The sequence below is a fragment of the Thalassovita mangrovi genome, from assembly GCF_009857745.1.
GTDB classification, from domain to species: Bacteria; Pseudomonadota; Alphaproteobacteria; order Rhodobacterales; family Rhodobacteraceae; genus Thalassobius; species Thalassobius mangrovi.
On record NZ_WWEN01000004.1, the window covers coordinates 184,440 to 206,771 of the forward strand.

The 22,332-nt window shown below is 59.3% G+C and carries 17 protein-coding genes; 15 read left to right on the top strand and 2 right to left on the bottom strand.

What is annotated here, in order from left to right; all coding sequences use genetic code 11:
- Window positions 1-17 precede the first annotated feature (17 nt).
- Window positions 18-956: a hypothetical protein gene (locus GR167_RS11130; RefSeq protein ID WP_160973563.1), complete on the bottom strand. Its 939-nt coding sequence runs from the start codon at window positions 954-956 to the stop codon at window positions 18-20.
- Between the two features lie 566 nt (window positions 957-1,522).
- On the opposite strand from GR167_RS11130, the gene GR167_RS11135 reads away from it, so the two are divergent.
- The 15 genes from GR167_RS11135 to GR167_RS11205 all read left to right on the top strand — a co-directional run bounded on the left by GR167_RS11135 (window position 1,523) and on the right by GR167_RS11205 (window position 22,004).
- Window positions 1,523-2,482: a glycosyltransferase family 2 protein gene (locus tag GR167_RS11135; protein WP_160973564.1), complete on the top strand. Its 960-nt coding sequence runs from the start codon at window positions 1,523-1,525 to the stop codon at window positions 2,480-2,482.
- Window positions 2,457-3,122 (top strand): acylneuraminate cytidylyltransferase family protein, encoded by a 666-nt coding sequence (locus tag GR167_RS11140; protein WP_160973565.1) that lies wholly within the window; start codon window positions 2,457-2,459, stop codon window positions 3,120-3,122. The genes GR167_RS11135 and GR167_RS11140 overlap by 26 nt, the downstream gene beginning before the upstream one ends.
- Window positions 3,122-4,063, top strand: coding sequence for a phosphoglycerate dehydrogenase (locus GR167_RS11145; protein ID WP_160973566.1), 942 nt, complete (start codon window positions 3,122-3,124; stop codon window positions 4,061-4,063). The genes GR167_RS11140 and GR167_RS11145 overlap by 1 nt, the downstream gene beginning before the upstream one ends.
- 3 nt (window positions 4,064-4,066) lie before the next feature.
- Window positions 4,067-5,080 carry a UDP-glucose 4-epimerase GalE gene (gene galE / locus GR167_RS11150; protein WP_160973567.1) on the top strand — a complete coding sequence of 338 codons (1,014 nt, stop codon included), beginning with the start codon at window positions 4,067-4,069 and terminating at the stop codon, window positions 5,078-5,080.
- Window positions 5,081-5,142: 62 nt separating this feature from the next.
- Window positions 5,143-5,868 (top strand): 6-hydroxymethylpterin diphosphokinase MptE-like protein, encoded by a 726-nt coding sequence (locus GR167_RS11155; protein WP_160973568.1) that lies wholly within the window; start codon window positions 5,143-5,145, stop codon window positions 5,866-5,868.
- Between the two features lie 4 nt (window positions 5,869-5,872).
- The gene (locus tag GR167_RS20140) at window positions 5,873-10,588 is read left to right on the top strand and encodes a 6-hydroxymethylpterin diphosphokinase MptE-like protein (protein ID WP_212769931.1); all 4,716 of its coding nucleotides are present in this window, start codon (window positions 5,873-5,875) and stop codon (window positions 10,586-10,588) included.
- A gap of 186 nt (window positions 10,589-10,774) precedes the next feature.
- Complete coding sequence (locus GR167_RS11165) at window positions 10,775-12,184, top strand: glycosyltransferase (protein WP_160973569.1); 1,410 nt, start codon at window positions 10,775-10,777, stop codon at window positions 12,182-12,184.
- 42 nt (window positions 12,185-12,226) lie between these two features.
- Window positions 12,227-13,348: a GDP-mannose 4,6-dehydratase gene (gmd, locus tag GR167_RS11170; protein WP_370741295.1), complete on the top strand. Its 1,122-nt coding sequence runs from the start codon at window positions 12,227-12,229 to the stop codon at window positions 13,346-13,348.
- A gap of 67 nt (window positions 13,349-13,415) precedes the next feature.
- Window positions 13,416-14,141: a putative capsular polysaccharide synthesis family protein gene (locus GR167_RS11175; RefSeq protein ID WP_160973571.1), complete on the top strand. Its 726-nt coding sequence runs from the start codon at window positions 13,416-13,418 to the stop codon at window positions 14,139-14,141.
- A gap of 157 nt (window positions 14,142-14,298) precedes the next feature.
- Window positions 14,299-15,267: a GDP-L-fucose synthase gene (fcl, locus tag GR167_RS11180; RefSeq protein ID WP_160973572.1), complete on the top strand. Its 969-nt coding sequence runs from the start codon at window positions 14,299-14,301 to the stop codon at window positions 15,265-15,267.
- Window positions 15,268-15,291: 24 nt separating this feature from the next.
- Window positions 15,292-16,725, top strand: a complete 1,434-nt coding sequence (locus GR167_RS11185; RefSeq protein WP_160973573.1) for a mannose-1-phosphate guanylyltransferase/mannose-6-phosphate isomerase — start codon at window positions 15,292-15,294, stop codon at window positions 16,723-16,725.
- Between the two features lie 54 nt (window positions 16,726-16,779).
- Complete coding sequence (locus GR167_RS11190) at window positions 16,780-17,946, top strand: nucleotide sugar dehydrogenase (protein ID WP_160973831.1); 1,167 nt, start codon at window positions 16,780-16,782, stop codon at window positions 17,944-17,946.
- 12 nt (window positions 17,947-17,958) lie between these two features.
- Window positions 17,959-18,978: a glycosyltransferase family 10 domain-containing protein gene (locus GR167_RS20415; protein ID WP_160973574.1), complete on the top strand. Its 1,020-nt coding sequence runs from the start codon at window positions 17,959-17,961 to the stop codon at window positions 18,976-18,978.
- A 129-nt stretch (window positions 18,979-19,107) separates the two neighbouring features.
- Window positions 19,108-20,196 (top strand): polysaccharide biosynthesis/export family protein, encoded by a 1,089-nt coding sequence (locus GR167_RS11200; RefSeq protein ID WP_160973575.1) that lies wholly within the window; start codon window positions 19,108-19,110, stop codon window positions 20,194-20,196.
- An 11-nt stretch (window positions 20,197-20,207) separates the two neighbouring features.
- Complete coding sequence (locus GR167_RS11205) at window positions 20,208-22,004, top strand: glycosyltransferase family 2 protein (protein WP_160973576.1); 1,797 nt, start codon at window positions 20,208-20,210, stop codon at window positions 22,002-22,004.
- On the opposite strand, the gene GR167_RS11210 is transcribed toward GR167_RS11205, so the two are convergent.
- Complete coding sequence (locus GR167_RS11210) at window positions 21,994-22,323, bottom strand: hypothetical protein (RefSeq protein ID WP_160973577.1); 330 nt, start codon at window positions 22,321-22,323, stop codon at window positions 21,994-21,996. The two genes, GR167_RS11205 and GR167_RS11210, sit on opposite strands and share 11 nt — an antisense overlap.
- Window positions 22,324-22,332 lie beyond the last annotated feature (9 nt).

The following is a 22,332-nucleotide window of genomic DNA, read 5'->3' on the forward strand; positions in this document are numbered from 1 at the left end:
GGTAAGTCAGGGTGAACTTATTGCGACCGCAGGCGCGAAACGATCTTTCTGAGCGGCCCAGTCAGTTTCCAGGACGTCGAGGCCAGGACTTGGTCCAGGGCTTCCGAAATGGCCTTTGCGTCGTGTGTGAGCCGCTGATGCAGATGCTCAAGATCGCGCAAGGATTTCTGCGAAAGGGCGGTGTTCTTTTCTGCCTGCACCAGAGCGTTCGAGGTCTGCGACAAGCGGGCTTCCAGTTCGGTCATGGCCGCGAGTTCGCGCGATAGGGTTTCCTGACGGGTGGTCAGCTTGCCGTTCTCGGTAACGAGCAGGCCCAGGTTTTCGCGCAGCAATGCGGCTTCGGTTGTCAGGCTTTCGCTGTCGGCGCGCTGAGCGCGCGCAGCGTCGAGAACCTCGGCCGCGGTTCGCAAAGGATTTTCCGAAGCGGGAAGCGGGCCGTGGATCATGGCGTCGATCTCGGCGGCCAGGGCCTGTGCCTCGGGGGCGGTTTGCAGCAGATAGGAGGCGACCATCCGGTGCAGCGTATCATAGCTGTCGCGGGGCGCAGCGGGCTGTTGCGGGAAGGCCGCGGGGGCGGTCAGGCCGATCTGTGCGGACAATGCTTTCCAGCTGTCCGGCGACCCTTCGAGCAAGGGGCCCAGGGCCAGCAATTTGATGTGGCGCCTTGCGCCGCGGTATTCGAAAAGGCGCTGGCGCGCTGCTTTCGTCCAGTTTTCCAATGCCGTCGCGGGGGGCTGACCATTGATGAGCAGTTGCGCCAGTTCTTCCGCCGGTGTGGCGACCGGCACGATGCGGGGTGCGGCGGGGGTGTTTCCCGGCGCACCGAGAAGGTCGCTTTGTGTGGTGATGTCGAGGTCGGGGAAGGCCGTTTTCGCCAGCTGAACCAGCTGCGGGGCGTGGTTGGTCAGATCATCCGAAATAACAAAGCAGAAACCGGTCACGGCTGTCCCGTTCATGGGTACGATATCCTTGCTTAGAGCGGCGTTCTGCATGCTGGTGTCCCGTAACAAATGAATTCCCCGTCGACTTAGGTTCCGCGCCAAACGAAGCTCTCGTGAAAAGATCATATCCGACTGCGATAATCCAGTGGTACCGGAAAACCTTGAAGAGGCAGTAAATCCCAACCGCGAGAGCAATGTTTTATCTTGGACACGCACTTATCAATACACCCTGCGATGATCCACCCCTTTCATATAGGTCATAAAAGGGCTTGTTTTGTTAATGTTTCTAATCTTCGGTATTTTATGCGGGGATCGTTCATATCGGTTTTCATGGGCGCGAAACCGCCAGTAGAGCCTTGCAGAGGCATTCGCCCGTCCAGACAGGCGTATAGTCGCCTATTAAATGCCCCAAACGGCATCTCCGGCGCTGCAATCCCGTTGTCTGGGGTGAAATGCTAGACAATCCTAAAGGGGTACCGTAAACGGGGGGGGCTCTTATACGGGTTGTAATCCTGGTGGTCGCCGGGGCTCATGAAATTACGCTGGTTGGGTCGGACTGGCAGTCAACGCCGTAGGTTGGAATGCTTGCAAGTATTGTCATTCGTACGTTGAATGAAGCGCGCCACTTGGACGATCTCCTGGTGATGATCGCGCGTCAGAAGACCGATTTCGATGTCGAAACCGTGCTGATAGATTCGGGATCGACGGACGGGACGGTTGAGATCGCGAAGAAACGCGGTGCGCGGGTGACTTACATCGACAAGGCGGAATTTTCCTTCGGCCGCTCGCTCAATCGCGGCTGCGAGTTCAGCGATGGCGATATGTTGGTCCTGATCTCGGGCCATTGCGTGCCCGCCGACGAAAACTGGCTGCAGAACCTGTGCCAGCCGCTGATCGACGGCAAGGCGTCCTACAGCTATGGCCGCCAGATCGGCGACGACAACAGCAACTACAGCGAACGCCGTATCTTCGCCAAATACTACCCGACGGATTCCCAGATCCCGCAGAAGGAATTCTTCTGTAACAACGCGAATTCGGCGATCTTGCGGTCGGTGTGGCAAGAGTATCCTTTCGATGAGGAGCTGACCGGCCTGGAAGACATGGAGCTGTCCAAGCGCATTTGGCTAAAGGGGCACAAGATCGCCTATGTGGCCGAAGCCCCGGTCTTTCACCATCACGAGGAAAGCTGGGCACAGGTGCGGCGCCGGTTCGAGCGCGAGGCCATGGCGCTGCGTGACATCATGCCAGAGGTTCATGTCACGCCGGTCGATGTCATGCGTTGGGTCGTTTCAAGCACCTGGAAGGATTGGCGCGCGGCGTCCCGCCATGGCATCAAATCGACCAGCAAATGGGAAATGCTGCGCTATCGCTGGAACCAGTATCTGGGCTCCTACAAGGGTAACCATGACCACCGGCGGATGTCGCAGGAACTGAAACAATATTACTTCTACCCGGAAGTCACGGAAAAGGCAGACAAAGATGAGTGGCTCAAGCCGTTGTATCGCACTTCTCCCCATGAAGGCCAACAGTCAGAGAGTTAAGGGGAAGAATTTCCGCCCGTTGCATGGCAAGCCGCTGTTTCGCTGGATTCTCGATACGCTTCTGGCTGTCGACGAGATCGACGAGGTGGTGATCAATACCGACGCCCGTCACATCCTGGCCGAAAACGGCCTGGTGGAAACCGACCGGGTCCGTATCCGCGATCGCAAACCGGAACTGTGCGGCGATACCGTGTCGATGAACCTGATCCTGGCCGATGATATCGCCGCGGTCGAGGCCGACACCTATCTGATGACCCACACCACCAACCCGCTGCTGACCCCGGAAACGATCCGCTCGGCGCTGGCGCAGTACCAGGAAGGCGTGGCCAAGGGCGAGGCCGACAGCCTGTTCACCGTGAACAAGATCCAGACCCGGTTCTATCGCGGCGATGCCAGCCCGGTGAACCACGATCCCGACAACCTGATCCAGACCCAGGACCTGGAGCCGTGGTACGAGGAAAATTCAAACCTCTACATCTTCTCGCGCGACAGTTTCGCCAAGACCAATGCCCGGATCGGCAAACATCCGCTGCTGCACGTGATGGACAAGATGGAAGCCTCGGATATCGACACGCCAGAGGATTGGGACCTGGCCGAGGCGCTGGCCGGGATGCGCATGGCGAAAGAGGCTGCTGAATAATGAAAGACGTTCTTGTTACCTGCCCGCCGATGCTGGGCCAGTTCGACCTGTTCGTGGACTACGCCGCCGAGCGCGGGCTGAAACTGCACCGCGCCGAGGTGACCCAGATCCTGAGCGAAGACGAGCTTTGCGATCTGCTGCCGCAATATGACGGCTGGATCATCGGCGACGATCCCGCCACCCGCCGGGTGTTCGCAACCGGTCAGTCGGGGCGGCTGACGGCGGCGGTGAAATGGGGCATCGGGGTCGACAATGTCGATTTCGCTGCCTGCAAGGATCTGGGCATCCCGATCATCAACACGCCGATGATGTTCGGCGCCGAGGTGGCCGACGTGGCCACCGGTTTCGTGATCGGGCTGGCCCGCGAACTGTTCCTGATCGATCGCGGCGTGCGCGCCGGCAACTGGCCGAAACCGGCCGGCATCAGCCTGACCGGCAAACGCGCCGGCGTGGTTGGGCTGGGCGATATCGGCCGCAACACGGTGTCCCGCCTGCGCGCCCTGGGGATGGAGGTCGTCGCCTACGATCCCGGCGTTGAGGGCGATGCGGGCTTCGCGGGTCTGGAACGCGCGGCCTGGCCGGAAGCGGTGGAGGGGCTGGATTTCCTGGTCTTCACCTGCGCCCTGAACAAGCACAATTTTCACATGCTGGACGCCGATGTGCTGGCCAAGTGCAAGCCGGGCATCCGGGTGGTCAACGTCGCCCGCGGTCCGCTGATCGACGAACAGGCGCTGATCGCGGCGCTGCAATCGGGGCAGGTGCATTCGGCCGCTCTCGATGTGTTCGAGGTCGAACCGCTGCCGATGGACAGCCCGTTGCGCGGCATGGACCGTTGCATTTTCGGGTCACACAACGGATCGAACACCGTCGACGCGGTGATCCGGGCCAGTCACGAGGCCATCAGCCGCCTTGCCGGTTTCTTCGAGCCGTCCGGGGGGTAAGCTATGCGTGTTCTGGTAACAGGCGGGGCGGGTTACATCGGATCACACACCCTGATCGAGTTGCATTCGAACGGCCACGAGATTTGCGTCGTCGATAATTTCGACAATTCTTCGCCCGAGGCTCTGAAACGGGTGACCGAACTCATCGGCGCGCCGATCGAGTTTCATGAGGCGGATATTCGCGACCGGGCCGCGCTGGACCGGATCATGGCGGCTTTCCGCCCCGAGGCGGTGATCCATTTCGCCGGTCTCAAGGCGGTGGGGGAGTCGGCCCGGATTCCGCTGCGCTATTACGACGTGAATATCTCGGGCACACTGAGCCTGCTGGAAAGCATGGGCACTGTCGGCTGCGACAGGATCGTGTTTTCGTCCTCGGCCACGGTCTATGGCGAACCGCAATACCTGCCGTTCGACGAAGACCACCCGTGCAGCCCGACCAATGTCTATGGCCACACCAAGCATATGGCCGAGCAGATCCTGAGCGATTGGCAATGCGCCAACCCGGGCGCTTCGGTCGTGCTGCTGCGCTATTTCAACCCGGTGGGTGCCCATCCCTCGGGCCGGATCGGCGAGGACCCGCGCGATGTGCCCAACAACCTGATGCCTTTCGTGGCGCAGGTGGCCGTGGGCCGGCGCGAGAAACTGTCGGTCTTCGGCGATGACTACGACACGCCGGACGGCACTGGTGTGCGGGACTACATCCATGTCACCGACCTGGCTCGGGCGCATGTCTGCGCGATCGATTACGCCGCGGACAATACCGGCACGGAAGTGTTCAATGTCGGCACCGGCAGCGGGTATTCCGTGCTGGAAATGGTCACCGCCTTCGCCAAGGCGTCGGGCAATGAAGTTGCCTATGAAATCGTCGCCCGCCGCCCGGGTGACATCGCCCGCTCCGAAGCGGACCCCTCCAAGGCCAACGACAAACTTGGGTGGAGGGCAGAGCAGGGTCTTGAAGAGATGTGCCTCAGCACCTGGACCTGGCAGAGCAAGAACCCGAAAGGATTTGCTGAATAGATTTCGGGTTCGGATCTGTTCGGCTATCCGTTTGGTCTAGGTATGCTATTTGGGAAGGCAAGATGAAAGACGTACGCAGTTTATATCAGAAGCATACCGGAAAGCGCTGCTTCATTCTCGGCAACGGTCCATCGCTGAACAAGATCGATATGTCCAAATTGGAGTCGGAGATCACCTTCGGTGTCAACTCCATTTTCCTGATGACACGCGATACCGGGTTTTACCCGACTTATTATGTCGTTGAGGACAATCTGGTTTTTCGCGACAACAAAGATGCCATCGACGCATATGAGGGCCCGACAATGATCATGCCCGATCGCTATGCGAAAGAGATGTCCACGGGCGACAGGTGCTTTGTTTTCCAGATGGACACGTCATTCTATAATAAGAACAAGCCAGAATTTTATTCTATTCCGCATTTCAATTTGAGCAGTGAGCCTAATTTTTTCTGCGGGCAATCGGTGACTTACATCAATATGCAGCTGGCTTATTACATGGGATTTTCCGAAGTCTATCTTCTGGGCATGGATTTCTCGTACTCGAAGCCGGATACGCACAAGCAAGACGGTAACCACATCCACTCGCACAGTGATGACCCCAATCACTTCCACAAGGATTACTTTGGAAAAGGAAAAACTTGGAAGGACCCGCGGCTAGGGCGGGTTTTGCGCAGCTATGCGCGGGCGCGTCACGAATTCGAAACAGACGGCCGCGTTATGGCTAACGCGACCCCAGGCGGAGAGCTAGAGTTGTTCCCGCGCGTACCCTTCGACAAGCTTTTCGGTTGATATCATGAAATCTGCAATCTACGTCCTGTATCAGCGCCACGAGTTCGACAAGCTCCGCTGTCTGCTCGCCCAAGTCAGCTCAATTCTCGGCGATGCATTTTCGCTTCATATCCTGATCAATGACGATGACTGCCCACGTCTGCGTGAGCTCACCGTGCAGATGCCCAGCATCTATGTGTATTGCGAAAACGCCAATTTGGGCGTTGCCGGTGGGCGCAATTACCTGATCGAAAAAGCCAGGGCCGTGGGTGCAGAGTTCCTGATATCCTGTGACACCGATATCATTTTCCCGGCTGACTATTTCGAAGATCTTCGCGACAGCTATATGCAGCTGGCCAAGACAGATCCGGATCTTGGCTATGTGCAGCCTGTTTTGTTGAACGGGCCCAGTGTCGCGGGCTGTTTCCCCGAACTCCAGGTCAGCAACTGGGCTGAGTTGGCTACCGCTATCGAGCGGGACGATAGCTGGCGCAAGGACATGTGGGCGACGGTCAAGCGGGAACTGGGGGAAGAAGAGGCTATCGCCGCGATCTTCCATACCGGGGTCAGCAATATCTGGCGTGCGCATTTCGAGACACCGCGCGACCCCAAGGCATTCACACCTTGGAAATCCGACGAATTTACCTCCACCTTTAAAACGACCTATCCTTCCCTGCGCAGCGAGGCTGACGTGCTTTCCGGGATAGTCAGGGCGGGTAAGCCGGTGCGGATCATGTCGACTGCCGGTGGGGTCACGGCATTCCACGTGTCGGCAATGGATCGAAGCGGCAGCTACAATGAACTGTTCAATCCTTTTGCATTCGAAGACTCCGAACTGGGCTTTCGAAGCACTTTGGGTGGGCTGAACAATTATCTCCTGCCCGACATCGTAGCCATCCATGATGTCTTCTTGGGAGACAACAACCGGTCCCCCATGTATCAGGCGCGGATCGGTGTGCTGCGGGGGGCTGAAATAGCGGGGTTCAACCTGTCTGATGAAGAGACAGACTTTGCCCTGTCGCAAAGCATGGTCGTCGCGCTTCGCCCGATCATGACACGGTTCCTGAACGCATCGGTCAATCAGTTGGGCGAAACAAACGAAGTGGCTTCGGCTCATTTGCCGTCACTGTTTCTGTCCTATTTCTTCGAACTGGCCAGAGGGATGCTGGATGCCGTGTCAAAGCACGAGATCGATTCACTTCCTAATCGTGCCGATCTGTTCAAAGTCATGGCCGGTTTCTGTGGAACCGCTTCCACGGTCGCAGATTTCACGCTCCCGCTCGTAGGCGCCAAATTGCGTGCCGACAAGGTTGAGGCCAAGACGGGTGCCGTTACCAATGGGCTGCCTATCTATTCGCTGTCGGCCGTCAACTGCCGGATCGAGGAGACGACATCGGAAGGCATACTCAACTCGCGCTATTTCGACCTGTATTGCCGCATTTCCCACATCGGAAATGGTCGGTTTTTGGTCAAGGTTGATGTTCAATCCGATGACATCCTTCACAAGCTTGAACTGACGTTGAGCTACAAACCGGAAATCGCTGCAAAGGAAGGAATCCTGGAACTGGAAGATTTCAAAATCTTCAGCAAGACGCACGACTACGGCAAGTTCTCGGTTGAAGATATCTATCCCGAACCGACGCTGCATGCCTCCAAAGTCTGGTGTCCTTTCGTATTCCGGGAAATTGCGGCGGCGCGCAAGACGACAAGTCATGCCGGAGTACAGGGCTTTCTGGAACTGTTGACAAGATATCTGCAGCTTGGTCAGGACAAACAAACCAAAACTGAAGAAGTGAAGGCTCCCGTCGCGCTTTCAACGTCTTCCAAGGTGAAAACAGACATGCCTGTTTCCAAATCCGGGAAAAGAAAAGTTCTCATTTTCACTGACAGCCGTGGTCAGCACAAACCGGCAGGTACCAATCACGACATTTTCGCCGAGCGTCTGGCAAAGGATGATCGGCTTGAAGTGGATATGTATCTGTGTCCGATGAAATGGACCATGACCACCGATTTCCTGGACCAGTTCCCGAAAGAGAAACTTGCCCAGTATGATCAGGTGATCCTCTATACCGGGATCGTGGAATGGTCTCCACGGCCCGCCAAGAGCGCTCTCGAGGATCTCTACGACAACCCCAATTCGATCAACGAAAACAATCTTGGGCTGAATACGCGCGACTATTCCAAGAAGATCGTCAACAACAAGAAGGCGTTCATGGACAGCGTCTTCGGTGCAGATGCAATGGCACGGCATCTGGCGTCCCCCTACGAGACTGAGTACGAGGGACAGAAGACGAACAACATGTATAGCCTGGACATGGCAAAGGCGCATTTGCTTCCGCGCCTCAAGGAAATTCCCAACCTGATCTTCATTTCGGCAAACCGCTTCGTGAAGGGGTGGGAAGGAGATTTCAAGCGTGGTCGGCCAGCCAATATCGATCTGACACACCGTTATTCGGACCTTTTTGCAACCGAGTTGAAGGCCGCCGGTGTGCCTGTTGTCGATCTGCGAGCGTGGGACGACACGGAAGTTCAGGAATACACATGTGACAACATTCATCTCACCCAAAAGGGGAGTGACTATATCTACGGGAAGCTGATGGAAAATATGGGCATGGATCGCGATGAAGCTCAGGAAACGCATCGCATTGATTTCCAAATCCCGGATTACAAGTTTGAAGGCTTCCGGCCGATAGAGCGGATCACCCCCAACAAACGCCCGAGCATCATGAAGCTGGCGAACTGCACGGATCCGTATCTGGCGACGCTGATCATCGGTGTCCGGCATAATCCAAGCAGCCCGGAACGGCTTGAAAATCTTCGGTTTCTGCTGAAATGGATCGACCACTACTACGGCGATCTCTTCGATGTTCTGCTCATTGAACAGGATTCGGAGCAGCGGTTGAATCTGAAGGACCTGAACGCCAAAGACTACGTTCGGCATGAATTCATCTATAATCCTGCAGAATATAACCGTGGTTGGGGATACAATGCAGCGGTGAAGCATTACTGCCCCGACGCCAAAGTCGTTGCATTGATGGATACCGATGTTCTGACCGGGCCAAACTTCCTGCGCGATGTCCTCGATTGTCACGACAAGATCGACGTCGCATCACCGTATATGAACATCTACTACACCGATGCCGCAGAGGCTGAGCAGGTCAAGCAGACCATGAATCTCACGCATCTCAGCGATATCAAACGTATCAAGAATCCGGTGACGGTTGCCGGTGGTATCGTTGTCTGGAACCGTTCTCGATACATGTCGATCAAGGGGTTCGAGCAATATGTAGGATACTCCTGCGAAGATCGCGCCATGGATGTGACGATCTTCAATCATATCGACAAATCGCGCGTTCGAATTTCGCCGTATACCTATGTGCATCTTTATCATGCTTCGGATCAGGCGGGGCGGGTGCGTTTTGAGGAGATCCTCGCCCATCTCAACAAAGAGTATAAATGCTACTACGATAAGACGCTTTCGCCTTTCGAATTCATCCACAAGAATTGCGAGCACGTTACGAGCGGCAAGACGATCGAGATGATGCTGAAACGCACGCGCGATTTCGGGGATCTGGATCTTTATCGCCGTGGCGACCCCCTGACGATCAATGGTTTGCGCCAGATCGCTCCCACAGGAATTCGCAAGGAGGACACGGTATTCCCTCCGGATTTCAAGGGACTTGAGGATTACCCCGAGCGCGAAATCTATCCGAACATGCCTGCCCCCGACACCGAGGAGCTGCGGGCGCTATATAATCAGTTCGAGGGTGAGAGATGTTTCATCATCGGCAACGGGCCGTCTCTCAACAAGCACGACCTGTCGCTGCTGAATGGCGAATACAGTTTTGGCGTGAACTCTTTCTACTACAAGACCAGAGAATCCGGGTTCCGACCCACTTTTTACGTGGTCGAAGACAGTTCCGTTATGAAGGAGAACATCGAGGAGATTCGCGAATACGAAGCGCCCTTCAAGTTCTTCCCGACGCTGTACAAGAAGCTGCACCCCAAGACGCCAAATACGTTCTTCTTCGAGATGAACCGGGGGTTCTACGAACGGTCTTCGCCCAATTATGCGGTGCCGCGGTTCTCGACGGATGCTTCGCGTGTGCTCTATTGCGGTCAGTCGGTAACTTATATCAACCTCCAGCTGGCCTTTTTCATGGGGTTCACCGAGGTGTATCTGATCGGGATGGATTTCGACTATGTTATCCCGAAGTCGCACAAGCGTACCGGTGATGTTTTACTGTCGGATACCGATGATCCCAACCACTTCCACAAGGATTACTTCGGCAAAGGGAAAACCTGGAAGGATCCCAAGCTGGAGCGGGTTCTGATGAACTACCGGCAAGCTGACATCGCTTACAGCGCGGTGAACCGGAAAATCTACAACGCGACGGTCGGCGGCAAGCTCGAAGTCTTCGATCGCGTCGACTACGACCTACTGTTGGCTGATCCCGCGACCGGCAAGAAGCGTGATGTTCGAATTGCCCCCCCGGTCACGCAACCTGGCTCGTTGCGGCGTCAGATGGGACTGGAAGACGTCGCGACTGCGCCTGCGGGGTCCGGGGATAATTCCTTGTCCAATCTGGCGGCCCAGTTGATGCTCGACCCGGCGGGGATGAAGCCGAGGATCATGCCGGGAGGGGATTTGGCCGCGAAAGTCGATTCGTTGCTGAACGACAAAGGGCCGGCAGCGGATCATTTTGTGAAAGTCAGGGAGTGGGCGCTGAGCCAAAGCTGAAAGTTCAGGCTTTGAGGTATATAGAGGCGGTGCCCTATTCGGGGCGCCGCCTCATGAGCCGTCCGTTTGATTTTCCGTTGATCGCCGTCTAGTGTCGATCAGGCATTGTGAAAATAAAAGAGACAGTAATATGGGACCCGTAAACACTTGCCAGGGAAGCCCTAGGTCGTTTTGCAGGTAAGCAATATGGACAATGGAGTTCGAGCTCCGGAGGAACGTGACCATCATCCCGTTCGTAAAGACGGTCCAAGTGTCCTGCTTCTGTCGATCAATCCGGATCTTCAAGGTGACTTTGGGCATTTCCTGAACTACGAAAAGCGTATCGGTCAGGTGTGCCGGAGTATTGGGGTCGCCCATCATTGCCTCTGCAATGTCGCATTCGAAACCAGTCTCCCCCATTTTTCTCCAGTTTTCGAAAGAAATTCAGCTTATTACAGCGTTTCTGTTCCGGTCGGCAAAGCTAAGAAACTGGCTGTCTGCCGTGAACTCCACGAATTGATCACGAACTGGTTCGAGACCGAGAAGCCCTTCGACCGCTTCGATGTCGTGATCGTGTTCATCTATCAGAGCAGCAGTATCACTGCGGGCTATCTCGCGGACATGGAGTGGCCGGACAATTTTCACATCATATGCAATGCGTTCTGGGACTTTCGGATCGACCTGACGAGTTCTGAAGGGACGGACTTCGCGCGTTTGAAACATTCAGGTTCTGTGTCTCTAACGGCCATGTCGGTGCCTCACGGTGAACAGATTTACAACGCGACCGGATGTTGCTTCGCCGCGATTCCGCATCCTCCGCCATTGGTGTCTGATGCGCGTTTTTTTGAACTCCTGCGCGCCTCCGCCGTGGAAAAAGCCGATAGGTACAGGCACCTTCCGCCGACGGTGCTTCTGCCGGGGCTGCTGTCCATAGGGAAGGGCAAGGAGATCACCGAAGAATTTGTGGCTTCGGCAGCCCGCGAGAACTTGCCGGCTCAGGTGATGGTGCGAGACCGGAACAGGCTATTGAGCCAAGAAGTCCCGGAAACAGAACTGGGGAACCTCCGTTATATGCTTGATGATTTCAGTGATTCCGAAATCATCAATTTCTATCGGCAGGCCGATGTGGCGGCCCTACCTTATACGTCGGACGTTTTTGGCGTGCGCACCAGCGGTGCTTTGGTGGATTGCATCATGGCCGGCGTTGTCCCGGTCGTGTTTCCGGATACTTGGCTGTCGCATATCTGCGAGAAGTTCGGTTTCGGTATCGTCTGTAGCGCGAGTACAGCAGCGGCCATGTCGGACGGCATCTCCGAAGCCCTGGCGGATTTGCCCGCGCAACGGCAGCGCATGTTCATTGCAGCGATCCGCTACATGAGCGACAACAGCTGGGGGCAGTTCCTGGCGGTTTTGCTGGAACAGGGCGGGCAGGGGGCCGCTCTCGAAACGGTGCGCGAGTCGAGCTGGTCGTTTCTGCAGGCGGCCCGCAAGGCCATGATCGTGTTGCTTGAGGGGCAGACGGACCTGCGTACCCTTTCGGCAGATACGGAGCGGTGGCGGCTGGTGAGGGAACTCTTTGACGAACAGCCCGACAATATGATGGAAGAACGAGCTTGAACGCGATAGAGCGGAGCGGGCCTCACAACACGGATGATCAGCGTGGAAAAGAAAGCTCTTATTACCGGTATTACGGGCCAGGACGGGTCCTATCTTGCGGAATTCCTGTTGGACAAGGGCTATGAGGTGCATGGCATCAAGCGCCGCGCCTCCATGTTCAACACGCAGCGGATCGACCACATCTATCAGGACCCGCATGAACCGCACCCGAAACTGAAGCTCCATTACGGGGACCTGAGCGATACGTCCAACCTGACCCGCATCCTGCGCGAGGTGGAACCGGACGAGGTCTATAACCTCGGTGCGCAATCCCACGTGGCGGTCAGTTTCGAAGCCCCCGAATACACCGCCGATGTAGATGCGATCGGCACCCTGCGCCTGCTGGAGGCGATCCGGTTTCTCGGGCTGGAGGACAAGACGCGGTTTTACCAGGCCTCGACCTCGGAACTCTACGGGCTGGTGCAGGAAGTGCCGCAGAAGGAAACCACGCCCTTCCATCCGCGCAGCCCCTATGCGGTGGCCAAGCTTTACGCCTATTGGATCACGGTGAATTACCGTGAAGCCTATGGGATCTTTGCCTGCAACGGCATCCTGTTTAATCACGAAAGCCCGCGCCGGGGCGAAACCTTCGTGACCCGCAAGATCACCCGGGGGCTGGCCAATATCGCCCTGGGGCTGGAAGACTGCCTCTATATGGGCAACATCAACGCCCTGCGCGACTGGGGACATGCAAAGGACTACGTGCGCATGCAGTGGATGATGCTGCAACAGGATGCGCCGGAGGATTTCGTGATCGCCAGCGGCAAGCAGTATTCGGTTCGCGATTTCATCGTCTGGTCGGCCCGGGAGCTTGGTCTCACTCTCGAATTCACCGGCGAAGGCGTCGACGAAATTGCCACCGTGGCCGCGATCGAAGGGGACAAGGCACCGGCCTTGAACGTCGGCGATGTGATCATGCGGATCGACCCGCGCTATTTCCGCCCCGCCGAGGTGAACATGCTGCTGGGCGATCCGACCAAGGCCAAGGAAAAACTGGGCTGGGAACCGGAGGTCACCGCCCAGGAAATGTGCGCTGAAATGGTGGCAGCGGACCTGAAGGCCGCGCAGCGCCATGCGCTGCTGAAGGCGCATGGGCATGATGTCCCGGTGAGCCTCGAGGGATAAGGCGGAGGCGTTGTTGTTCAGGCGAGGATCCCGTGGCACCGTTTCCCTGACGCCGGTCGTCTATACGATGGGCAAAGTGGCTACGACCTCTGTCGCCGGTGCTATACGCGACGCGGGTCTGCCCTGTTACGGTATCCACTCGCTGGCGCCGGAGTATCTTCGGAAGACCGCACAGGCCCGGTTGGCGCGTGATGCCTTTCCGCCGCGCCACATCTGCGAGGCGATGGCGTATCGCGATCGCCTGTTCGTACACGGGGAAAAATGCCTCTATATCTCCCTGGTGCGTGATCCGATCGCCCGCAACATTAGCGCGTTCTTCCAGAACCTGCATCTGCGGTCCGATCAAATACGGGACGAGAAAGATCCGCAGAGCATGTTTGAAATATTCAAACAGTCCTACAACCATTCCTTGCCGATCACCTGGTTCGATCGCGAATTCAAGGAACAGCTCGGCATCGATGTCTTCGAATACCCCTTCGACCATGCGAAGAGGTATGTTCACATCGAAAGCAAAAATGTCATCTTGTTCCGGGTGGATTGCCCGGATGCGGTCAAAGCCCGTGTTCTGTCCCGCGCCCTGGGGCGCAAGATCAAGATCAGGCGCAAGAACGACAGTGACAACAAGGGCTACGCAAAGCTCTATAAGCGGGTGAAGGAAGAAGCCTGTTTTTCCCCCGATTTCGTGGATGAAATCTATTCAACCAAATTCGCCCGGCATTTCTGGAGCGAGGAAGAGCTGCAGGACATGGCTTCAGAATGGAAAAACGGTCGAGTGCGGCCTTCTGTGCCCTGAAACCGGAAAGGGAAGGGGCAGAGCGGCCATTGGGGGCAAATCCGGCCGCGCCGGGGCGTTTTGTAAAGGTACTCGGCGCGGAAATGATTTATTTCTTTCAAGGTAATGTATGAAGTCATCGGTGACGTCATCATGTTCGGCAACGGGGCAAGGCTGTATGAGAATTTACATCGCAGGACATCGTGGCATGGTGGGGGGCGCGATCCTGCGCCGGTTGCAGGCCCGCAAGGTGGCCGGCGCGGCGATCGACCTGATCACCCGGACCCATGCCGAACTCGACCTGACCGACCAGCGTCAGGTCGCGGATTTCATGGCCGCGGAAAAACCCGATGCGGTGATCCTGGCGGCGGCCAAGGTGGGCGGCATCCATGCCAACAACACCTATCCGGCCGATTTCATCTATGAAAACCTGATGATCGAATGCAACGTGATCCATCAGGCCTTTGCCAATGGCGTCACCCGGCTGCTGCAACTGGGGTCGAGCTGCATCTATCCCAAGGCTGTGCCGCAGCCGATGAAGGAAGATGCGCTGCTGACCGGCACGTTGGAACCCACCAACGAACCCTATGCCATCGCCAAGATCGCCGGTATCAAGCTGTGCGAAAGCTACAACCGGCAGCACGGCACCGATTACCGTTCGGTGATGCCCACCAACCTTTACGGGCCGGGTGACAATTTCCACCCCGAGAACAGCCACGTTCTGCCCGCCCTGATCCGTCGTTTTCACGAGGCCGCGCAGCAGGGGCTGGAGGAAGTGGTGATCTGGGGGTCGGGCAAGCCGCGCCGCGAATTCCTGCACGTTGACGACATGGCCGAGGCCAGCCTCTTTGTGCTCGATCTCGACAAGGCGACCTACGCGGCCAATACCGACCCGATGCTGAGCCATATCAACGTCGGCACCGGCAGCGATGTATCGATCATGGAACTGGCGCAGATGGTGGCGAAGGTCACTGGGTTTCAGGGCAGGATTTCCAACGACCCGTCCAAACCCGACGGCACGATGCGCAAGCTGATGGATGTCTCGCGTCTGGCTGAAATGGGGTGGACCGCCTCGATCGGACTGGAACAGGGGATCAAAGAGACCTATGACTGGTTCTTGATCAATCAAGATAATTTCCGTGGCTAACCGTTTCATTCCGGGACAGATTTCATGACCTCCACGATTACCCCAATATTACTCTGCGGCGGTTCCGGGACCCGGCTGTGGCCGCTGTCGCGCAAATCCTACCCCAAGCAGTTTGCCCGGCTGATGGGCGAGGAAAGTCTGTTCCAGGCCTCTGCCCGGCGGCTGTCGGGCGAAGGTTTCGCGGCGCCGGTGATCCTGACCGGGGAACCGTTCCGCTTCATCGTCACCGAACAGCTGGCGCAGGTCGAACAGGCGCCCGCCGGCATCCTGATCGAACCCGAGGGCCGCAACACCGCGCCCGCCGTCCTGGCCGCCGCCCTGTGGCTGGCGCAGCACGAGGGCGAAAAGGCGCTGATGCTGGTGGCGCCGTCCGACCACGTGATCCCCGATACCGAGGCCTTCCGCGCCGCGGTGCAGGCCGCGTCGAAGCGGGCCGAGGCGGGCGATCTGGTCACCTTCGGCATCGCGCCGACCCGGGCCGAGACAGGTTACGGCTACCTGGAGCTGGCGGCGGGGGCGGATGCCGGAGCGGATGCACCGCAGGCGCTGGCGCGTTTCGTGGAAAAACCCGACGCGGCCCGCGCCGCCGAGATGCTGGCGGCGGGCAATTACCTGTGGAACGCGGGGATTTTCCTGTTCACCGCCGAAACCATCATCGCCGCCTATCGCCAGCACGCCCCGGCGCTGATCGAGGCCGTCGGCAAGGCGCTGTCGGGGGCGCAGCGCGATCTGGGCTTCACCCGGCTGGAAGCCGAGGATTGGATGCGGGCCGAAGATATCTCGATCGATTACGCGATCATGGAAAAGGCCGACAACCTGGCCGTCATGCCCTTCGGCGCCGGCTGGTCGGATCTGGGCGGCTGGGATGCGGTCTGGCTCGAAAGCGGGCCGGACGAGGCGGGCAATGTTTGTTCCGAGCAGGCCACCGCCATCGATTGCCGCGACACGCTGCTGCGCTCGGAATCCGATGGGCTGGAACTGGTCGGCATCGGGCTCAGCGACGTGATCGCCGTGGCGATGCCCGACGCGGTGCTGGTGGCGCACAAATCCGAAGCCCAGCGGGTCAAGGAAGCGGTCGCGGCGCTAAAGACAAAATCGGCCCGCCAGGCGGTGGAATTTCCCAAGGATCACCGGCCCTGGGGCTGGTTCGAAAGCCTGGTCCTGGCCGACCGGTTCCAGGTCAAGCGCATCCATGTCCTTCCCGGCGCTTCGCTGTCGCTGCAAAGCCACCATCACCGGTCCGAACACTGGATCGTGGTGGAGGGCACCGCCAAGATCACCATCGACGACGAGGTCAAGCTGGTGACCGAAAATGAGTCGGTCTACATTCCGGTCGGCGCGATTCACCGAATGGAAAACCCCGGCAAGGTACCTATGGTCCTGATCGAGGTGCAGACCGGCGCTTACCTGGGCGAAGACGATATCATCCGCTATGAAGACCTCTATGCGCGCAGCTGACACCGCCCAACGAACACAGATGATAATTTCACGGAGAACGGCACCATGTCGGGTATGAAAATCGCGATCGCCGGTATCGGCTATGTCGGCCTGTCCAACGCGGTGTTGCTGGCCCAGCATAACGAGGTCCGGGCGCTCGATATCGATCCGGACCGGGTGGCGCTTCTCAATGCCCGTAAAAGCCCGATCATCGACGCGGAGCTGGAACGCTACCTGGCCGAAAAGCCGCTCGACCTGACCGCCACGACCGACCCGGCCACGGCTTTCGACGGTGCCGATTTCGTCATCGTGGCGACGCCCACCAATTACAACCCGGAGACCCATTTCTTCGACACCTCCAGCGTCGAGACGGTGATCGAAAAGGTGATCGCCCAGAACAAGACCGCCACCATCGTGATCAAATCCACCATCCCGGTGGGCTATACCCAATCGCTGTCGGAAAAGCTGGGCACGGATCAGGTGATCTTCAGCCCCGAATTCCTGCGCGAGGGCAAGGCGCTCTACGACAACCTGCATCCCAGCCGGATCATCGTCGGCGAACGGTCCGAGCGGGCCGAATGCTTTGCCGGGCTGCTGCGCGAGGGCGCGATCGATACCGATATCCCGGTGCTGTTCACCGATCCGTCCGAGGCCGAGGCGATCAAGCTGTTTGCCAATACCTATCTTGCGCTGCGGGTAGCCTATTTCAACGAACTGGACAGCTACGCGATGAGCCGCGGGCTGGACAGCCGCCAGATCATCGAGGGTGTCGGGCTCGATCCGCGGATCGGCAGCCATTACAACAACCCCTCTTTCGGCTATGGCGGTTACTGCCTGCCCAAGGACACCAAGCAATTGCTGGCGAATTATTCCGAGGTACCGCAGAACCTGATCGCGGCCGTGGTCGAGGCCAACAGCACCCGCAAGGATTTCATCGCCGAACAGGTCCTGGCCCGCAAACCGAAAAAGGTCGGCATCTACCGGCTGGTGATGAAGCAGGGGTCGGACAATTTCCGCGAAAGCTCGATTCAGGGTGTAATGAAGCGGATCAACGCCAAGGGGGTCGAAATCGTGGTCTATGAACCGACGATGGATCAGGATCGGTTCTTCGGCTCGAAGGTGACCCACGACCTGGAGGCATTGAAGAACGATTGCGATGTGATCATCGCCAATCGCCGCGCGCCGGAACTGGCCGACGTGGCCGACAAGGTCTTTACCCGCGACCTGTTCGGATCGGACTGACGGGGCGACAGGGTGATCAAGTTCTGCGCCATCGGGGATTACAGCCACCGCCAGCCGCTGGCCTATGTGCCGATCCGTGACCATTGCCGCGGCGCGATCCGGGTGACGGATGACCCGGAACGGGCCGATATCGTGGCGGTGGCGCATAGCAAGGACCTCGATACTTATGCCGACACGCTGCGGGCGCTGTCGCCGGACCAGAAGCTGGTGCTGCTGTCGGAAGAACCGTTCTGGGATACCTGCTGGGGCCATGATCCGCTGACCCGCGACCTGACCCATCCCGCGGCCTCGGGGCCGCTGCGGTTGACGCAACTCAACCACAAGACCTCGGCGATCTATGATTTCGCCGCGATCCCCTATTTCCTGCTGACCGACAGCCATTTCGCCACCCGCTACGGGCTTTGGTTCGCGCGCAATGCGCAGATCGATCCGGCGGGGTGGCGGCGCCATTTCGCCCGTGTGTCCGGGCAGGGGGCCTTCATGTTGGCGCGGCGCACCTCGCCCCGCTACGAGGTGGATTTCCCCGGCCACGAGGTATTTTCGCTGTGCAACCAGCGCACCGCCATCGCCGAGGCCTGCCTGCGCCCGGGCTTTGCCCATATCGGCAAGGGCTGGCAGGACGGCCCGCCGCGGCAGGACCTGCTGGACTGGCACCTGGACAAGTACCTGACGCTGAAGGGGCGGTTCCACTTCATCTGCGCGATCGAGAACACCCATCAGGCCAATTACGTGACCGAGAAGATTTTCGATGCCTGGGCGGCGGGCGCGGTGCCGCTTTACATGGCCGGGCCGGGGCACCGGGTGCACGACCTGGCGCTGCCCGGCAGCTGGGTCAATCTGATCGATTGCCCGCCCGAAGAGGTGCCCGCGACGCTGGCGGCGTTCCCCCAGGGGGCGGAATTTTCCGAAACCTATTTCGCGCAGCAGCGATGGATGGCCGAAATGTTCGGCGACCGGGATGTGTGGCGGCGCGAATTCGACCGGCTGCGCGCTGCGCTGGTGGCGGAATTCGAAACGGTGCTGGCGGGCTGAGGCGGCCGTGCCACTGCCGTGCAGAAGTCAAGAAAGGGGGTGGCCGTAGGCCGCCGCCATGGATACAAAAAACAGGTGCGCTAGTCCAAATATGGGGGGATTCTCGTGCGGAGATCTGCAACGGCGGCGATGATGCTGCTTTCCACGGTGCTTATGACGGGCTGTACGATACCGCGGGGTGCTGCGCTGTCGACCGAAATCCTGCGCGAACAGCACAAGGAAGATGCCAGTTATCAGGTCGTGATGGTGTCGCGCGACAACGTGCAGGACCTGCACGGCTGGCCCGTCACCGGCTGGAGCGGATCCTACAACTGGCTCAGCAATCCGCGCGGACCGCAAAGCCAGATTATCCGCAATGGCGACCATCTGCGCCTGGCGATCTGGGACAGCCAGGAAAATTCGCTGCTGACGCCGGCGACCAGCAAACGCGCCGACCTGCCGCCGATGATGGTGTCCTCCAAGGGCACCGTCTTCATCCCCTATCTGGGCGAGGTCAAGGTCAGCCAGATGACCCCGGACGAAGCCCGCAGCAAGGTCCAGACGGCGCTGGAACCGATCGTACCGTCGGCGCAGGTGATGCTTATGCTCGACGCCGGGCAGCAAAGCTCGGCCGACCTGGTGGGCGGGGTTGCTACCCCGGGCACCTATCCGCTGCCCGACCGCAATTATTCCATCCTCAGCCTGCTGGCCCAGGGCGGCGGCGTCCGGCAGGGGCTGAAGAACCCTGTGGTGCGGCTGATCCGGGGCAACCAGCGCTATGAAATCCGCGCCGAACAGCTGATGTCCGATCCGGCGCTGAACACCACGCTGCGGGGCGGCGACAAGGTGGTCGTCGAATCCGACAAACGCTATTTCACCGCTCTTGGCGCCACCGGGCGCGAAGAGCTGGTCAATTTCGACCGCGAAGCCATCACCGCGATGGAAGCGCTGTCGATGATCGGCGGTCTGTCCGACAACCGTGCCAATCTGAAAGCGGTCCTGGTGCTGCGCGATTACCCGGCCGAGGCAGTACGGACCGAAGGCAAGGGGCCGGAAAAGCAGCAGGTGATCTTCGCCCTTGACCTGACCTCGGCGGACGGGCTGTTCGCGGCGCGCAAGTTCGGCATCAACCCGCAGGATACGGTGCTGGCCACCGAAGCCTCCGTGACTTCCGCGCGCACCGTGCTGGGTCTGGTCGGGTCGGTCGTCGGCGTATCGAACGCCATCAACAACCTGTGAGCAATCGGGCGGTGCTGATTGCACAGTCGGGTCTGTTCGATCCGGACTGGTATCGCGCCGCCTATCCCGATGTCGGACTGACCGGCATCGATCCGCTGCGCCATTTCGTGAAATACGGAGCCGATCTGGGCCGCCGTCCGGGGCCGGGTTTCGACCCGGCCTTCTACGCCGCCCGCTACCCCGATGTCGAACCCGACGCGGGTGCGCCGCTGTGGCACTACCTGCAACATGGCCGGACCGAGGGGCGGCTGCCGACGCCCGAGGCGGCGCGCACCCACGACGGCATGGTCCGGGTCCGGCGGGCGCAGGCGGAACTCTGGGGCGGGCTGGAGGAGACCTCCGAAGCCGCGCTTGGCGCTTTGCTCGACGATCCCGATCAGCCTGAACAGGTCCGGTTCGAAGCTGGTTGTCAATCTGTATTTTGGTTGGATTTCAATGGGAAAGATGGTGAAGCGCAAGCGCTGCTTGAGCGTCTGGGTGGGATGTCTGCGCCTTTCGCGGGGGCGTCCGCGCGGCTGATCCCGCTGAGCCTGATCCTGTCCCGACGCGGCGCGGAACGGGCCGCCACCGACGCGCTGGCGGCAATCCGCCCCGCGGATCGCGGCGCCGACCGGGTGCTGGCTCTGGCCAACCTTGCCACCGATGACGGTGCACGGCTGGAGCTGCTCAATACTCTGTATGCCGCCCACGACCTGGCGCCGCTGCGCCGTATCGATCCGGTGCGGCCGCTGGGGTTGGACAATATCGAAACGGCCCCCTGCGCCGCCGCGAAAACGATCGGAAAAGTGTCGGTGATCGTGCCGGCCTATGAGGCAGTGGACACGATCGATACCGCGCTGCGCGGGCTGTGCCGCCAAAGCTACCGGGACCTGGAAATCATCGTCGTCGACGACGCCAGCACCGACGGCACTTTCGACAGGGTGAAGGCACTGGCCACAAACGACCCCCGTATCGTGCCGTTGCGGCAGCCGCGCAACGGCGGCGCCTATGCCGCGCGCAACGCCGGGCTGGAACGGGCGACGGGGGATTTCATCACCACTCATGACGCCGACGACTGGTCGCATCCCGAAAAGATCGCCCGCCAGGTCGCCGCGCTGACCGGGGACCCCGCGCGCATCGGCGTGATCGCCCACTGGGCCCGGATCAGGCCGCCGCTGAAAATCACCTCGAACTGGCGGCTGAGCCCGAAGCTTCTGCAGTGGAGCCATTCCTCCTTCCTGTTCCGACGCGCTGCAGCCGACCGGCTGGGCGGCTGGGACGCGGTGAAAGTGTCGGGGGACATGGAATATATCTGGCGGGTCGAAGCCGCCTATGGGCCGGGATCGGTGCAACGCATCCTGCCCGATGTGCCGCTGGCCTTCGCGCTGGACGACGCCGGGTCGCTGACTCGCAACCCGTTGACCCATGTGCGCACGACCTATCGCGGCTTGCGGCATTACTACCGGGAAATCTGCCGCTATTGGCACCGGCAGGCGCCCGGCGGGTTGGCCCCGCAGCAGCAGGCGCTGAAACGCGCGATGCTGCCTGCGGCGATCTGGCCGGGGCAGGATGGCAGTCTGCGCGCCGATCTTCTGATCCGGGCCGATTGCTGTGATCCCCGGGCCGTGGCGGAAATGGCAGCGCTGGCCGAACAGGCCCCAGCCCGTCAAATCGCGGTCAGCCACCGCCCCGATCCCGGTTTCGTCGGACGCAGGACGGGCTATGCGATGGAATTCGACGAAACCTTTTTCGACCTGCTGCGCCGGGAGAATGTGGTTATCGCCTGCCCCGAGGAGAAGGTCGAAGCGACCGAAACACTCAGCCTGTAGCCGCGCCGGAAACCGTGGCTTCGCGGCTAGTCGAGGGCAGCGCGATGGGGCCGTCGTCCAGCACGATGAGCGGGGCAGGGTAGAGGATCTCTTCCGACGCATCGGCCCCGTGCGGCAGGATCAGCGACAGGCGCAGATCGCCATCCTGCCGCACGACATCGGAGGCGAGCCATTCACAGGCCACCGCATCGCGCGCCAGATCGATACCTTCCGCAACACCGGAAAAATCGAAATCTTCGCCGTTGACGGTCAGTATATCGCCGAATTTGGATAACGTGAGCGTATCGTCGCGGCGCTGCGGAACCAGGGTGATTTTCATGCGCTTTCT